General features: G+C 73.8%; 13 protein-coding genes. 6 read left to right on the top strand and 7 right to left on the bottom strand.

Features of this window, described 5'->3' with window-relative positions:
- Positions 1-31: 31 nt before the first annotated feature.
- The gene (locus tag AB0L74_RS17550) at positions 32-481 is read right to left on the bottom strand and encodes a spore-associated protein (protein ID WP_365652241.1); all 450 of its coding nucleotides are present in this window, start codon (positions 479-481) and stop codon (positions 32-34) included.
- Positions 482-1248: 767 nt separating this feature from the next.
- Between AB0L74_RS17550 and AB0L74_RS17545 the strand changes: the two genes are divergently transcribed.
- Positions 1249-2949: an ABC-F family ATP-binding cassette domain-containing protein gene (locus tag AB0L74_RS17545; RefSeq protein WP_365652238.1), complete on the top strand. Its 1701-nt coding sequence runs from the start codon at positions 1249-1251 to the stop codon at positions 2947-2949.
- Between the two features lie 232 nt (positions 2950-3181).
- Here AB0L74_RS17545 and AB0L74_RS17540 read toward each other — a convergent pair whose 3' ends face one another.
- The 6 genes from AB0L74_RS17540 to AB0L74_RS17515 form a co-directional block, all read right to left on the bottom strand.
- Positions 3182-4276, bottom strand: coding sequence for a serine/threonine-protein kinase (locus AB0L74_RS17540; RefSeq protein WP_365652235.1), 1095 nt, complete (start codon positions 4274-4276; stop codon positions 3182-3184).
- Between the two features lie 168 nt (positions 4277-4444).
- On the bottom strand, positions 4445-6190 hold the full coding sequence (locus AB0L74_RS17535) for an ABC-F family ATP-binding cassette domain-containing protein (RefSeq protein WP_365652232.1): 1746 nt from the start codon (positions 6188-6190) through the stop codon (positions 4445-4447).
- Positions 6187-7869 carry an MFS transporter gene (locus AB0L74_RS17530; RefSeq protein WP_365652229.1) on the bottom strand — a complete coding sequence of 561 codons (1683 nt, stop codon included), beginning with the start codon at positions 7867-7869 and terminating at the stop codon, positions 6187-6189. The genes AB0L74_RS17535 and AB0L74_RS17530 overlap by 4 nt, the downstream gene beginning before the upstream one ends.
- Entirely contained in the window at positions 7866-9038 is a 1173-nt protein-coding gene (locus AB0L74_RS17525; protein WP_365652227.1) for an MAB_1171c family putative transporter, read from the bottom strand. The genes AB0L74_RS17530 and AB0L74_RS17525 overlap by 4 nt, the downstream gene beginning before the upstream one ends.
- A 50-nt stretch (positions 9039-9088) precedes the next feature.
- Positions 9089-9610 carry a hypothetical protein gene (locus tag AB0L74_RS17520; protein ID WP_365652223.1) on the bottom strand — a complete coding sequence of 174 codons (522 nt, stop codon included), beginning with the start codon at positions 9608-9610 and terminating at the stop codon, positions 9089-9091.
- Positions 9611-9719: 109 nt separating this feature from the next.
- Complete coding sequence (locus tag AB0L74_RS17515; protein WP_365652220.1) at positions 9720-10184, bottom strand: hypothetical protein; 465 nt, start codon at positions 10182-10184, stop codon at positions 9720-9722.
- A 265-nt stretch (positions 10185-10449) separates the two neighbouring features.
- Here AB0L74_RS17515 and AB0L74_RS17510 point away from each other — a divergent pair, with 265 nt between their 5' ends.
- The 5 genes from AB0L74_RS17510 to AB0L74_RS17490 are packed head-to-tail and all read left to right on the top strand — an operon-like array spanning position 10450 to position 14816.
- Complete coding sequence (locus tag AB0L74_RS17510; protein ID WP_365652217.1) at positions 10450-11958, top strand: AMP-binding protein; 1509 nt, start codon at positions 10450-10452, stop codon at positions 11956-11958.
- A 48-nt stretch (positions 11959-12006) separates the two neighbouring features.
- Entirely contained in the window at positions 12007-12318 is a 312-nt protein-coding gene (locus tag AB0L74_RS17505) for an acyl carrier protein (protein WP_365652214.1), read from the top strand.
- A gap of 37 nt (positions 12319-12355) precedes the next feature.
- Positions 12356-12991, top strand: coding sequence for an SIS domain-containing protein (locus AB0L74_RS17500; RefSeq protein WP_365652211.1), 636 nt, complete (start codon positions 12356-12358; stop codon positions 12989-12991).
- A 3-nt stretch (positions 12992-12994) separates the two neighbouring features.
- Entirely contained in the window at positions 12995-13612 is a 618-nt protein-coding gene (locus tag AB0L74_RS17495; protein WP_365652208.1) for a class I SAM-dependent methyltransferase, read from the top strand.
- Between the two features lie 19 nt (positions 13613-13631).
- The gene (locus AB0L74_RS17490; protein WP_365652204.1) at positions 13632-14816 is read left to right on the top strand and encodes a glycosyltransferase family 4 protein; all 1185 of its coding nucleotides are present in this window, start codon (positions 13632-13634) and stop codon (positions 14814-14816) included.
- The last annotated feature ends 145 nt before the right edge of the window (positions 14817-14961 follow it).

Here is a 14961-nt window from a genome sequence, read left to right as displayed (position 1 = left end):
CCCGCGGGCCGCCGGCGCGGACGCCGGGGCCTCAACGGGTGAAGGTGACCCGCTCCTCCTTCAGCGCGGCGCAGTTGGAGCCGTACACCTGCACGTACACGTTGCCGATGTTGCCGCCCCAGTCGACGCAGTGCCCCTTGCCGTAGACGTAGGTGGGGCCCGCGTACGACGTGTACCGCCCGTAGTCCTCGTCCGTCTCCTCCGTGTCCGGGACGAACACCCACGCGGACATGTCGAGGGCGGTGCCCGGGCTGTTGCGGATGGTGGCGACGCAGTTCTCGCCGGTGGAGGAGTTGTACGTCAGGTACACGGTGCCCAGGGAGCCGACGGGCGCCGAGTTCACGGTCTTGTAGCCGCTGCCGCACGCCTCCTGCGGTGTGGCGTCGGCCGCCGCCGAGGCGGGCGCCGCCAAGGCCGTCGTGGCCCCCGCCGAGAGGGCCGCCAGCGCGGCGCCGGCCAGAACCGAACGGGTAAACCTCATCTTTCCCCCTTTTTCCGTCCTGGAGGTATTTCCTCCTGTCTGATGTGACCCACTGGACATCCGAAGGGTTGTGCCTCTTTGGGCGGGAGATTCCGCACCCGGGCATTCGTCCGGGAGATTTTGCTGCCCGCGGGTTGCGGGCCGCAGGCCGCGGGTGTCGCACGCCGGCGCCGCACTGCCCGCCCGGCGCCCGCCTCGCCCCGGCGGCGACCGCGGCTCGCCCGAGGTCCCCGCGACGGTGGCTGCGGCTGCCCCGGCCACAGGGGCCGGCGCTCCGGGGCCGGCCGGCCGGGAGGGTGAAGGATGCGGACGACGGGTCCGCTCCCGGTCTGGTCAGGGCAGCCGCGCAGTCAGGCTACGGCGGCCCGGCCGGGCCGGCATGCCGGCACGCTGAGCCGGTCACCCGCCACGACCAGGCCGGTGCCGTACCGCGGCGCGAACCGGCACCGCCCGCTGCCCGGCGGAGGCGGTTCCGCTCGCCCCGGCATTCGCACCGCGCCGGGCGAGCGCGGTCGCGCCGGCGGCTCATTCGCCGGTGAGGCGGCCCGGTCGGCCCGCGCCGCCGCCGCGCGCCCCGGCAACTCAGGCGAACGCGGGTGCGAACCTTGCTAGCCTGTCCCTCATGGCACGAGGTATCTGGTCGCAGAAGGTCCGAGCCGCCCGCTGACGGCGGCGCCCTTCCCTCACTGAATCCGCGCTCGCCGTCCCGGTTCCCGCCGGGCGGCCGCTTCACGCTGCCCGGCTCACTGCGAGCTGCGGAGCATCCGTTGAACCTCACCCCGAACCCCGAAGCCACCCTTTCCCCCGCCCCAGCGGGCGGGGGCGCACACCTCCGCGCCGAGGGCGTCATCGTCACCCGCGGGTCCCGGCGTGTCCTGAACGACGTCTCGGTCACCGTCTCCGCCCGGTCGCGGATCGCCGTCGTCGGCGAGAACGGCCGGGGCAAGACGACACTGCTGCACGTCCTCGCCGGACTGATCACACCCGACGAGGGCACCGTGCACCGGGCCGGCACGATCGGTCTGGCCCGCCAGGAACTGTCCGCGCGGAACGGCGCGACCGTGGGCACCCTGACGTCCGAGGCCCTGGCCGCGTCGCTCGCGGCCCTCGCCGCGCTGGACGAAGCCGCCCTCGCCCTGGCCGGCGGCGCCCCCGGTGCCGACGAGCGGTACGCCACCGCGCTCGACGCGGCCACCCGCCTCGACGCGTGGGACGCCGAACGCCGCGTCGACGTCGCCCTGGAGGCCCTCGGCGCCTGCACCGACCGCGACCGCCCCCTGGCGACGCTGTCGGTCGGGCAGCGCTACCGGGTCCGGCTGGCCTGCCTGCTCGGCGCGCGCTACGACGTGCTGCTGCTGGACGAGCCGACCAACCACCTGGACGCCGGCGGACTGGACTTCCTCACCCGCAGTCTGCGCGAGCACGGCGGCGGCCTCGCCGTCGTCAGCCATGACCGGGCGCTGCTGCGCGATGTCGCGGACCGGTTCCTCGACCTCGACCCGACGCGGGACGGGAAGCCACGCCTGTACGCCGGCGGCTACGACGCCTGGCAGGACGCCCGGCGCCGTGAGCGGGAGAGCTGGGAGCAGGACCACGAACAGCAGCGGGCCGAGCACCGGAGGTTGCGGGAGGCGGTGGCGAAGGCCCGCGACCGGCTCACCACCGGCTGGCGGCCGGAGAAGGGGACCGGCAAGCACCAGCGCCAGTCCCGCGCGCCGGGCGTCGTACAGGCCCTGAACCGGCAGCAGAACGCTCTGGAAGCACACCGGATCGATGTGCCGGAACCGCCGCCGGCGTTGCGGTGGCCGCCGCTGGGTGTCCGGCCGGGTGCGCCGCAGCTGCGGGCACACGGCGTCGCGGTCGACGGACGGCTGGCCGGCCCGGTCGACCTCACCCTCGACGGCGGCGACCGGCTGCTCGTCACCGGGCCCAACGGCGCCGGGAAGTCCACGCTGCTGGCGGTGCTGGCCGGTGCCCTGGAACCCACGGACGGCCACGTCCGGACGGCGAAGGGGGCCCGGATCGTCCGGGTCATCCAGGAGACCGCCGAGCAGGACCCCTCACTCACCGCCCGCGAGGTGCACACCCGTCACGTGGGACGGCTGGTCGCCCGAGGGGTGCTCCGCGACGCCGACGTCATCCCGCTCGGGGTGCTCGGGCTGCTGGACTCCGAGGCGATGCGCACGCCGGTCGGGCGCATGTCCCAGGGGCAGCGGCGGCGCCTCGACCTGGCGCTGGCACTGGCCGGACGGCCCGGACTGATCCTGCTCGACGAGCCGACCAACCACCTGTCCTCGGCGCTGGTCGACGAGCTGACCGAGGCGATCCGCGTCACGAGCGCCGCCGTCGTCGTCGCCACGCACGACCGGCGGCTGCTGCGGGACCTCGCGGACTGGCCGCGTCTGGAGGTGGGCGAGTCCCCGGCACCGGCCCTCCGGTCCCGCGCGACCGGCTCGTCGGGCGGGTGAAGGCACCGACCCGGTACCGGAGGGGCCGCGGGACCCGCCTGAGTGGTCCTCGGCGTACGACGCCGAGGACCGACGCGGCACCCGCGGCGGCGCCCCGGCGTCCGGTCGAGCGCCGGGCGGCCGCCCGTCAGGCCCGAGTGGCGTCGCGCCCGGAGAGCACCGGCCCGGCTCGGCGTCGAACGGACGTTCCCGGAACGCACGCGTACGGCCGAGCCGACGTCGCCTCCCGTTCTCACCGTCCTGCCGGTGCCGGTGCCGGTGCCGCGCCGGCCAGGGCCCGCCGGATCTCCGCCGCGGGGAACGGAGTGCGCTTGCACCGCGTGAGCAGTCGGTGATGGAAGTCGTCCAGGACGACGGCGTGCGGGGCGTGACGGTCGAGGATCGCGCGGAGGCCGGCCGGAACGCCGTCGGGTCGGTGGCCCTCGGCCCACTCCCGCAGGAAGGCTGCGGGATCCGTGCCACCCCGTACGCCGTCGGGCAGGTGATGGCGCAGCAGGTGGGCCGGTGCGTAGGAGAGGTCGTACACCAGGTGATCGGACAGGAAGGAGTCCTCCTCCGCCGAGAGTTCGAAGTCGCGGCTCAACGCGAGCCCGAAGTCCGTGAAATACACCCGTCGTCCATCGGTCAGCAGGTTGGCGAAGTGCGCGTCGAAGTGGACCAGTCCGCGCGTGCTCATGAACCGCGTACCCTCCAGCAGCGCGTCCTCGGCCCACAGGTGGACCGACTCGCCTCCGGGCTCCGGCCGGGCCGCGTCACGGTGGTCGCCGAGCCACGCGGCGAGCGTGTGGGGCACGTGCTCCAGGAAGAGGACCAGGCTGTGGGAGGACGTCCCTATGGCCTCCAGCCGGCGGCGTACCGCCGGGGAGCCGTCCCAATGGGCGACGGCGTCCTCGACGCCCCCGAAATCGTCGGCGAAGCCGGCCGGAGGGCTGTCCGGCAGAACCCTCCAGTGGTACAGCAGCGGGAAGCCCGCGTACGCGTTCCCCAGTGCCCAGCCCGTGGTCATGATGTGCGCGGCCAGCTCGCGCCAGGCACCGAACCCCGCCGACCCCACTCCGTACTGGTAGAAGAGCGGGAGTCCGAAGAGGTTGGCGGTCGACCGGACATGCTCCGGTCGCAGCTCGATGTCCGTCAGCGGCACCCGTTTGACGAAGACGCGTGTCCCCCCGACCTCCATCTCCGCCGACCTGCCGCCGATACCGGACCCGAGACCCGGCGCGGCGGCCACCGCGTCGCGCAGCCGGCGGTCGCTGTACAAGGACAGCCGTGACCCCACGGCCGCGTAAGCGCAGACCCGCTCGGCATGCCCCGACCCGGTCACATCCATCGGCGTCTCCCCCTGACTGCTGGCCCGGCTCGCGTCAGCATGCCAGGAACCGGCCGGGCTCCGGCACGCCGGCCCGGAGCCCGCCCGCGGATCGCGGTCCGCTACGTGCGGGGCGCGTACGCCGATCCGCCGCCGCTGCCGGCCGGCTCGGCGTCCGCGCCCGGGACGTCACGTCCTTTCGGCGGACACGTCGGCGCCCCGCGGGGCGGCGAGCGAGGCCAGCCCCGTACCGCCGTGCGGCGAGGCGGGTTCGCCCATCTCGATCACGCGTCCCGCCCTGCGGCGCAACCGCCGGTCGTGCGTGACGGTGAGCACCGGGCCGGGGAAGTCGTCGAGGGCTGCCTGTAGGTCCTCGACGAGCGGCAGGCTCAGGTGGTTGGTCGGCTCGTCCAGGAGCAGGACGTGCGGCTGGAGCCGCACCAGCCGGGCCAGGTCGAGCCGGCGGCGCTGCCCCACGCTCAGTGAACCCACCGGCACCCGCAGGTCCTGTTCCCGGAACAGCCCGAGGCGCAGGAGCTGTTCGGCGGCTTCGTCCTCGGACGCCTTCACGGACTCGGCGAAAGCGCGCAGCATCGGCCGGGTACCGGAGGGGAAGCGGCTCTCCTGCGGCAGGTACGCGATCCGCAGGCCCGGCCGGCGGCGCACCGTGCCGCGGGACGGGGACAGCTCCCCGGCGAGGACGCGGAGCAGCGTGGACTTGCCCGCGCCGTTCGGGCCCACCACGACGACGCGGTCGGTGCCCTGAAGGGCCACCGGAGGAAGCCGGACGCCGTCGAGGGCCTCGGTGGCCTCGGCCTCGATGAGCGGGCCGCCGCCTCCGCCGGCCGGGGCCGGCTCCTCGGACGCGCCGTCGGCGAGGCCGACCGCCCGGAACCGCAGCGGCGCCGGGGGCCTGGGAACGGGGCAGGCGCGCAGGCGCCGGATCTCCTCCCTGGCCGAACGCGCCTGCCGGGAGACGGCCGCCTGCGCGCCGACCGCCCGGGCGTCGTACTCCATCTTCCCGGTGTCGCGCGGGCCCCGGTAGGTGTGCGCCGCGACACCGGCGCGGGAGAGCCGCTGCCGGGCGGCGGCGAGGCGTTCCTCCCAGTCCCGGTACCGGGCCTCCCAGCGGCGCCGCGCCGCGGCCTGCTCGGCGGCGTACGGCCCGTATCCGCCTCCGTAGCGGACCGCGGTGCCTTCCGGGCCGTCCAGGTCGATCAGGCCGGTGACGGCGTTGTCCAGCAGATCGCGGTCGTGCGAGGCCATCAGGCACGGCCCGGGATAGGAGCGGAGCCAGCCGGCCAGCCAGTCCGCCGCCGCGTCGTCGAGATGGTTCGTCGGCTCGTCGAGCAGCAGCGCGGGCGGCCGCCGCAGGACGAGCAGCGCCAGGCTCAGCCGCGCCCGCTCGCCCCCGGACAGCTCGCGGACGAGCCGGCCGGGCGGCAGCCGGCGCAGACCGAGGGACTCGAACACCTCGGTGGCGCGGGCCTCGAAGCGCCACCCGTCGCGCGCGGCGAACTCCTCCTGAAGCTCGGCGTACTCGTCCAGCACCGGGGGCAGTTCGTCCGGGCCGGCGCCGTCCATGCGCCGCTCCAGCTCCCGCATCCGCCCGCTGATCCGGTCCAGGTCGGCGCGGGCCAGGGCGAGACACCTCGACAGGTCCCAGTCGGCCGGCAGTTCGGGTTCCTGGGACAGGTAGCCGGGGTCGCCGTCCAGCGCGACCCGGACCCGCCCGCGGTCCGGGGCCTCACTGCCGGACAGGACGCGCAGCAGGGTCGACTTGCCGACTCCGTTCTCCCCGATCAGGCCGAGGCGGTCGCCCGCCGAGACGGTCAGGGTGACCCCGTTCAGCACGACCCGGTCGCCGCGGACCTTGACGATGTCCTCGGCCGCCAGGTGCGCGGCGCCGTCGCTGACCACCATGTCGCGGATCATGTGCGTCCCTTCTTCCCGGCGCCGGGTGAGTGCTCGCGGTCGCCGGAGACGGCGGCGGGCTGCGGCGGGGAGTCCTGCTCGGAGTCCGGGCGGTGCGGGGCGTTTCCGTCGGCGTCCGGACCGGGTGCGGCGTCCGTGGCCGGGTCCTGCTGCGGGGCGGCGGCACCGGAGGCCGGCAGGCCGCGGAGCCGGACGGCGCTGAGGACGGCGGCACCGACCACGATCACGGTGGCCGCCACGCAGGTCAGGGCGAGTCCGTGGGTGAAAGCCGCGCGGGCGGCGTCCGCCAGGGCCGGGCCGAGAGGGCCGGGGAGATCCTCGGCGGCCCGCAGGGCTCCGGCGATCGTGTCGCCCGCGCTGTCCGACGTCCCGGGCGGGACGGCGTCCGGCATGGTCTCCGACAGCCGGCCCCGGTAGGCCGCCATGCCGACACTGCCGAGGACCGCCACACCGAGCGCCACGCCCAGTTCGCCGCTGGTCTCCGACAGGGCCGAGGCCGCGCCCGCCCGCTGGGGCGGAGCCGTGCTGATGACGATGTCGGTGCACAGGGCGATCATCGGGCTCAGACCGAGCGCGACGATCACGTACCCCACGATGAGCAGCGCGAGGTCGTCACTGCCCACCCGGGCCATCGTGCCGAAGCCCACGGCCGCCACCAGGAGGCTGACGCTGATGACGGCGTACGGGCGCAGCCGGCGGACGAGCAGCGGGGCCACCAGCGAACCGACGACGGTACCGAGTGCGGCGGGGACCATCCACAGCCCGGCGAGCATGGGGGACAGGCCCAGCACCTCTTGCAGGTAGAGGGCGATGAACAACTGGACGCCGCCCATCGCCAGCAGCCCCAGCAGATAGGTGCCGAGCGAGGCGTTGATGACGCGGTCGCCCAGCAGCCCGAGGTCCAGCAGCGGATCGGCCAGCTTCCGCTGGCGGCGTACGAACACCGCGCCCACCGCCAGCCCGAACGCGGCGGACACCGCGGGCAGCCAGCCCACACCGTGCTCGGCGACGTGCTTGACGGCGTACACCACCGACAGCACGGCGGCCAGGGACAGACCGGCGCTGGCCGCGTCCAGCCGCCCGGCACCCAAGTCGCGGTACTCGGGCAGCAGGACGGGCCCCACGGCGAGCAGCAGTGCCATCACCGGAACGGCCAGCAGGAACACCGAGCCCCACCAGAAGTGGCTCAGCAGCACACCGCCGAGCACGGGGCCGATGGTGGTGCCGACCGAGAAGCTGGTCATCACCACGGCGATGGCGAAGCCCCGCTGGCGCGCGTCCTCGAACATCACCCGGACCAGGGACAGGGTGGAAGGCATCAGCGTGGCCCCGGCCAGGCCGAGCAGGGCGCGCGCGCCGATCAGCATGGGGGCACTGGTCGAGTACGCGGCCAGGACGGAGGCGGCGGCGAACAGGGCCGCGCCGATCAGCAGCAGCCGGCGACGGCCCACGCGGTCGCCGAGCGCTCCCATCGGAACCAGCGCGCCGGCGATGAGGAAGCCGTAGATGTCGGTGATCCACAGCAGTTCCGTGGAGGTCGGCCCGAGATCGGCGCTCAGGTGCGGCACTGCCAGATACAGGACGGTCATGTCCATGGAAATGAGCAGCGTGGGCAGGGCCAGCGCGGCGAGTCCGGTCCACTCCCGCCGTCCGGCACGGGGCGGGGCGACTGTGCTCATGCGAGTCTTCCTTCGTGTATTCCGTGTGTGTCGTCTGTATCCGGTGTGCCGTGCGGGCCGCCCGTCCGGCCCGCGGCCGGGGACGGGGAGACCGGCACCGGAACGGCGGCGTACGCCTCGGCGACCCGGGCCAGGAACGCCGTCTCCTCGGCGAGGTCCGCACCGCCCGGGCCGGTCACGGGCAGCCCGTGACGCCGGGGAGGCTCCCCCGTCAGCTTCGCCTCCCGTGCCCCCTTGAGCACGTACGCCACCTCGGCGGCCGTGCTGTCCGTGCCATGGCTGCCCGTCTCCGACCACCGCTGCGCGGTGGCGCGCACATCCGCTGTGGCGTAGTCGTGCAGTACGAGCATCGCGTCGTGGATCTCCACGACCTGCCGGTAGAGCAGCAGTTGACGTTTCCTCTTCGGGGAGAAGACCTCCAGCAGCCGTGAACGGGGCTGGGACAGCGGCACGTTGGGGCACGCCTGCATCAGTTCCCGCCACAGCGGCCAGATCCGCCAGCCGCGCCGCGCCTCCGTCACCGCCTGACGGACCGCCGCCGCGGTGGGGACGGTGAGCGCCGCGGAGGTGAGCAGTCCGTGCAGGGCCAGGAAGTACGGCTTGAGCGAGAGCGGCCAGGACGGCCCGGTCGCGAGCTCGGAGAGGGCACCCAGCCAGAACAGGCTGGCGAACACCGCCCCGGAGGAGAACAGGAACAGCGCCGCTCGCAGCCGGCGGCTGTCGGTGCCGCCCAGGTGCCGCAGGCAGACCAGGGCGCACACCCAGTTGGCGGCCAGGTGGGTGACGACGACGAGCAGCCAGTACGCCGTGGAGGGCGTGGGCGGGCCGCCGTCCCCCACGCTGTGCGTGTCGTGCGGTGGACTGGCGAGGTCCAGGGCGACCACGGCCACCACCACCGACCCCGCCGCGGCACGCAGCCAGCGCCCCAGCGCCCGGCTGCCGGTGACGGAACCGGCGAATTCCAGCAGGATGACCGCCGAGATCACCCCGCACACATTGCGGACCAGGTCGACGCCGTGCCCCTCCCACCCCCACCGGTCGATGAGGCGCCCCGTCTGCCCGAGGTCCAGGGAGTTGGCCATCGCCGCGGCCAGGACGATCAGCCAGAGGGGCCGCTGACTGCGGGACACCACGGCATGAGGCGCGCGCAGCACGATGCAGGCCCACATGCACAAGGTCCCCAGGGCCTGTAATCGATCGCCGGTGAGCCCGGCCTGGCTCAGCACGGAGCATCCAGTCCCAGTGCGGTCTCCAGCCTCCCCACGGGCCCCTGGCTCCTGGCCCGCGGGGCGCCGGAGCGCAGCCCCGTGGTCCACAGGAGGCTGGCGAGCATCTCCGCCTCCCGCTCTTGGGGGGTGTCGTAGGACGTACGGGCCATCAGCCGGCGGACGAGCGCGGGGGAGAGGTCCGGCATGAGGGCGCCCATGGCGGATTCCGGGGGGATGTCCGCGGCGTCGTGTTCGAGGAGCATGTGGCTGATCTCGTGCAGGAGGATGTGTTCCCGGTGCAGCCGGGTGGTGCCCGGCTCCACGAAGATGTGGTCGTCGGTGTCGGTGGCGAGCCAGACCCCGCAGGCGCCCGGGGCCACCGGCTGGGCGGGCAGCGGGTGGAGGTGCAGGGGGCGGCCGCGACGTCTGACCAGATGGCGGCAGAGTTCGTCCAGGGTGACGGGGCCGGGCAGGGCCAGGGTGTCCAGCACCGTTCGGCAGCGCCGCTGCAAGGTCCTGTGTCGCAGTACCAAGATGCCCCCTTCGTTCTGGATCGCCCACGGGCCGCGCCGGTGGCGGGCGCGCTCCCGCCGTTCACGGGCCCGACGCGGAGCCTTCCGTCTGCCAGGCGCCGCTCCCGCGCTACCCGGGCTCGTCCTCGCCGCGCTCCTCGACGAGCGGGAGCCCCTGGAGCCTTCGGGCCTGGTCGACCATGGTCAGCAGCGCGTCCAGTGACTCCTCGGACAGGCCCTCGGCGCGCAGCGCCAGGGAGCGGACCTTCGCTTCACGCAGTGCCGTGGCCAGCCTGAGCTGAGAGTTGACGCGCTCGGTGACATCATCGTTGATGAAGTACTCCGGGGGTACACCGAAGAACTCGGCCAGGACGTCGAGCTGTTCGAGCGTCACATTGTGCTTCCTGCCGGAAGCCAGCTCCCACAGATACGTTCCGGACAGCGTGCCTCCCGTGGCCTCGCGGATCTGCCTGGCCAGCTTCGCGTAGCCCGGCCGCGTGCGCTCGTCCGGGTAGAGCGCGTTGATGAGCCTGGTCAGATGCTGGTCGATCCGGCGCGTGACGGGCCGTCTGCGAGGTGGCTCTGCTTCGCTCACGAGAGGCCCTCACCGTCGCCGCGTGGTGATGCCATGGCAACTCCCCCTGGCCGCTATAGCGGACACGCCCGCCGGTACAACCGGTTCGCCTGTTCGCTGTTGTTGACAGCTTCGACTGCAGTGGATAACCCTGGTCAGGGCCGCCCACTATAGCGGACGGAGGCTGTCTGTGCGTGATCGACGTCATGCGGACCTCGACCAGTCGGCATGGGGCCCTGATGCTGCGCGGTGGGGCCGGAGTGATGGGCAGCTGTCCATCCCGGAAGTGCTGGAACGTTCCGCCAAGGAGAGACCGGAGGCCCCGGCCCTCACCGACGGCCGGCTGCGGCTGACCTACCGGCAACTTCTCGGACAGGTACGAGAGCTGGCCGGTTCCCTGGCCGCGGTCGCCCGGCCCGGTGACCGGGTCGCGCTTCAGGTCCGCCGCTCCGCCGAGTACGTCGTGCTCTACCTGGCCGTCCTCGAACTCGGCGGCACCGTCGTGCCGATGGCGACCGACCTCAGCGCGCAGGAGACCGCCCGCGAACTCGCCGACTGCGCCCCCCGGCTGCTGGTCCGCGATGCCGAAGGGGCGCGCGCGGACGTACCGGCTCCCCCCGCGCACACCGCCGTCCTCGACATACCCGTGTGCGCGAGCACCGAGGGAGACCTGCGGCGGCTGCGCTCCTCCTGCGGCACACCCGGGCCCGTCCCCTCGCCGCCGCGGGACCCGGAGGCGGCCGCCGTACTGCTGAGCACCTCGGGCTCCTTCGGCCTGCCCAAGCGCGTCGTGCTCGCCCACCGGGCCGTGCTCGCCAGCGCCCGCGCCCACCGCGCCTCCCTCGGCCCGGCGGCGGAGCCGGACACCGCCTTGGCCACCGTGCCGCTGGGCTTCGGCTACTGCAACACCGTCCAGCTCGTCGGACAGCTCTCCACCGGCGGCCATGTCGTCCTGCTGGACGGCGACTTCCTGCCCAGCCGCTTCGGCCGGCTCGTCGAACGCCACCGCGTGACCTCCACCCTGCTGGTGCCGGCCATGCTCCGGCTGCTCGGCATCGGCGACTGGCACCGCGCGTACGACCTGTCCTCGCTGCGGCACATCGTCTTCGGCGGTGCGCCCACCCCGCCCGGGGTCCTCGCCGCGGTGCAGGCCCGGCTGCCCGGCGCCGAGCTGATCGAGACGTACGGGCAGACGGAGGCCGGCCCCCGGATCACCACCCTGCGGCAGCACGACCGCGCACGGCGTCCCGGCAGCGTCGGCCGGGCCGTGCCCGGCATGGAGATCACCATCCGGGACGAGGACTTCCGTCCCCTGCCGCCGGGGCGCCTCGGCGAGATCGTGGTGCGGGGGGACGGCCTGATGACGGGCTACCACGCACGCCCCGAGGAGACCGCCGAGGTGCTGCGCGACGGCTGGCTGCGCACCGGGGACCTCGGCCGGCTGGACGACGACGGGTTCCTCCATCTGCGGGGCAGGCTGCGCAACATCGCCATCGTCAACGGGATCAACGTCTCCCTGGAAGAGGTGGAGGACTGTCTCACCGGGCACGCCGCCGTCGCCGAGGCGGTGTGCGACGTCGAGGGCGACGAACGGTCGGGCGAGTCGCTGGCCGCGCGGGTCAGGCTGGCGGACGGACGGCCCGCTCCCTCCGCCGAGGAACTGATCCGCTTCTGCCGGAGCCGGCTCAGCCCGCACAAAGTGCCACGCCGTATCGCCGTAGTCGAGGACTTCCCCCGCACCCGCACCGGGAAGGTCGCCCGGCACGCGATCCCTTCCCGCTCGCGCACGACCTGACCACCCCCGCAAGCGTCCCCCGCCCCGCACGCATGTCGAGGAGGCTGAATGACAGCCATGAACGGCGACACAGCGGCCGCCGGCGCCGTGAGCACGGACAGCGCCGGCGCACCGGTCAAGGAGTGGATCACCGAACGGGTCGCCGCGATCAGCGTCCCCCCGCGCACGGCAGCGGAGATCCATGACACCCAGTCGCTCACCGACGACCTCGGAGTCGACTCGCTCGCCTTCATCGAGACGCTCGTCGCGTTCGAGGAGAAGTTCGGCGTACGGCTCGACGAGGAACGGCTGCTGCTGTTCTCGTACGACACCGTCGGCGACCTCACCGACCATCTGATCCGGACCTGCGCGCGATCCTGACCGGCCCGGCCCAACTTCTGCGAAGCGGAGTATCCCTGTGGAGCCCGACGAGTATGTGAAGTCGCTGGTGGAAACCGTCGAGGGCCTGAGCGTGGCCGGGGTCAGATCGGCCGCCGACCGGCTGGCCGCGGCCTGGGACCGCGGATCGACGGTGTTCGTGGCAGGCAACGGAGGCAGCGCGGCCACCGCCTCCCACATGGCCTGCGATCTCGCCAAGACCGCGGCGCGGGGCCGGCCCCGCGGACTGCGTGTGGTGCCCCTGCTGGACGTGTCCGTCCTGACGGCCTGGGCCAACGACGTCTCCTACGAGGCGGTGTTCGCCGCGCCGCTGGCCGCCCAGGCCCGCCCGGGCGACGTCCTGATCGTCATCAGCGCCAGTGGCGACTCGCCCAACATCGTCGAGGCCCTCACCTGCGCCCGGGCCGCCTCGGTCGAGACCATCGCCCTGCTCGGCTTCGACGGCGGTGCCGCGCGCGCCCTGGCCGACCACGTCATCCTGGCCAACGCCGCGCACTACGGGGTGGTCGAGGACGTCCACCTCGCCGTCAACCACATGCTCACCGAGCTGCTGCGCGACCGCGCCGACGCCGGGGCGCAGCGGGCGGCCCGCCCCACCGCGGACCTGTCACCGGCGGCGGCACCGGTCTGCGTCCGTCCGGTGTGGGAGGTGTGAGCGATGGACGTCTGGGACCGGCGGGCCGACAGCCCGGGACTGTACGCGGTGCTCTCCCGCCGCTGGAGCGAGCAGGAGTGCACCTCGGTCGACCAGGCCCAGAAAGCGCTGATCGAGCGGCTCCTTCCCGGCCTCGACGGCCGACGCGTGATCGATCTGGGCTGCGGGGTGGGACGCCTGACGAGCTGGGTGAGCCGGCGTGCCGGGCTGACGGTCGGCATCGACCGGTCGGCCGGGATGGTGGCACGGGCCCGGCAGGCGGTGGCCGGGGAGCGGGCGCTGGTGCTCCAGGCGTCCACGGCGCGGCTCCCGGTGCCCTCCGGGGCGTTCGACGTGGTGCTTGCCGTCTTCACCTTGCAGCACGTCACGGACGAGGAGGAGTTCCGGGCGTCGGTGCGCGAGATGGGCCGGGTGGCCGCCAGACCGGGCGGTCACCTGCTGATCGTGGACGGCCACAACCCCACCTCCGCGGCCCGGGACGTGTCCAGCCGCACCACCTCGACCGTGGTCCGGCCCCTGAGCGCCTATCAGCCCCTGACACGGTTCGCCGACCGTGTCGCGGTCGAGGAGCAGGAGTACGTGGGCGACCGTTACCTCGCCCAGCTGTGGCGGACCCGATGACATGGCAGGGAGCTCGGCAGTGAAGATATGGTTCCTCACCCCCACCTTCCCCCCGGTCCGCGGCGGGTCGGAGACCCAGGCGTTCACCCTGGCGTCCGGCCTGGTCCGCGAGGGCCACAGCGTGTCCGTCCTGACCGAGCGCTATCCCGGCTCCGAGCCCTTCGAGGAGCAGGCGGGCGTACGGGTGCACCGGGTCCGCACCGATCCGGAGCGCTGGCAGTCTCCGGACTGCGTGCCCTGGGAGGAGCGCGTCTTCGGGCTGCTGCGCGACGCACAGGCGTTGATCACCCCGGACGCGGTCGACATCCTTCAGACGTTCTGCCAGGTGGGCGCGGTGCTCGGAGCGATGATGAAGTCCTCGCTGCGCTGCCCGCTGGTGGTGACGATGAACGAGACCACCCCGCAGACCGACCCGTTCGGCAGCGCGCGGACGCGGCTCGTCTACGGCCATCTGCCCTACGACGCCGTGGTGGCCGGCAGCGCCGCTTACCTCGGGCAGGCCCTGGACCACGGCGCGGACCCGGACCGGGTGCACCTGGCGCGGTACGGCATCGACAGCGACCTGTACGGCGCCGGTGACGAACAGGAGATCCACCGGGCCCGCGTATGGCTCGGCGTGGCACCTGGCGAACCGGTGATCCTGCTGGTGGGCAGGTTCAAGGAACGCAAGGGGCAGCGCGAACTCGTGCGCGCCATGGCCCGGGTGACCCGGCGACATCCCCGCGCCCGCGCGGTCCTGGTCGGGTCGCTCAACTCGGCGTCCGTCGCCTACCTGCGGCAGGTGGAGCAGGACATCGCGGACGCCGGCCTGTCCGAGCACGTGCTGCTGCGCACCTCCGCGCTGCCGTTCGGCTCGCTGCGCGGCGTCTACGCCGCCGCCTCCGTGGTCGTCCAGCCCAGCCACAGCGAGGGACTCGGACTGTCGGCCATCGAGGCGATCGCCGCCGGGCGGCCCCTGGTCGCCACCGCGGTATCGGGGCTGTCGGAGGTGCTGGAGAGCTGCCCGGGCACGGTCGCCGTGCCTCCCAAGGACCCGGAGGCGCTGGCGGAGGCGATCTGCGCCCTGCTCGACGATCCCCGGGCGGCGGACGACGGCGCCCGCCGGGCGCAGGCGGCGGTGCGACGGGAGTTCGACGCCCGCGACATGGTCAGCGGCTATCTGAAGGTGTACGAGCGGCTGCGGGCCGCCGGGGACGCCGCGTGACCGCCCGGGCCGCCGGACGGGTCGGGCCCGCGGGTGTCCCTCACCGGCCGTGCGGCCCCGGCGGAGCTCCGCCGGGGCCGTACGAGACCGCCACCGAGGTCGGCGGGACGGGGGTCGTGGGAGTACTGCGCAACGGTGACGGCCC

Origin of the sequence: Streptomyces sp. NPDC052020 (genome assembly GCF_040680575.1) — a bacterium.
In the GTDB taxonomy this organism is placed as follows: Bacteria; Actinomycetota; Actinomycetes; order Streptomycetales; family Streptomycetaceae; genus Streptomyces.
The sequence above is the reverse complement of the archived record's forward strand: the minus strand, read 5'-3'. Positions and strand labels throughout refer to the sequence as shown.

Bases quoted from the DNA above. Each gene is read 5' to 3' on its own strand.
- AB0L74_RS17550 (WP_365652241.1), bottom strand. From the start codon at position 481: ATGAGGTTTACCCGTTCGGTTCTGGCCGGCGCCGCGCTGGCGGCCCTC.
- AB0L74_RS17495 (WP_365652208.1), top strand. From the start codon at position 12,995: ATGGACGTCTGGGACCGGCGGGCCGACAGCCCGGGACTGTACGCGGTG.
- AB0L74_RS17525 (WP_365652227.1), bottom strand. From the start codon at position 9,038: ATGTGGGCCTGCATCGTGCTGCGCGCGCCTCATGCCGTGGTGTCCCGC.
- AB0L74_RS17540 (WP_365652235.1), bottom strand. From the start codon at position 4,276: ATGGATGTGACCGGGTCGGGGCATGCCGAGCGGGTCTGCGCTTACGCG.
- AB0L74_RS17535 (WP_365652232.1), bottom strand. From the start codon at position 6,190: ATGATCCGCGACATGGTGGTCAGCGACGGCGCCGCGCACCTGGCGGCC.
- AB0L74_RS17505 (WP_365652214.1), top strand. From the start codon at position 12,007: ATGACAGCCATGAACGGCGACACAGCGGCCGCCGGCGCCGTGAGCACG.
- AB0L74_RS17530 (WP_365652229.1), bottom strand. From the start codon at position 7,869: ATGAGCACAGTCGCCCCGCCCCGTGCCGGACGGCGGGAGTGGACCGGA.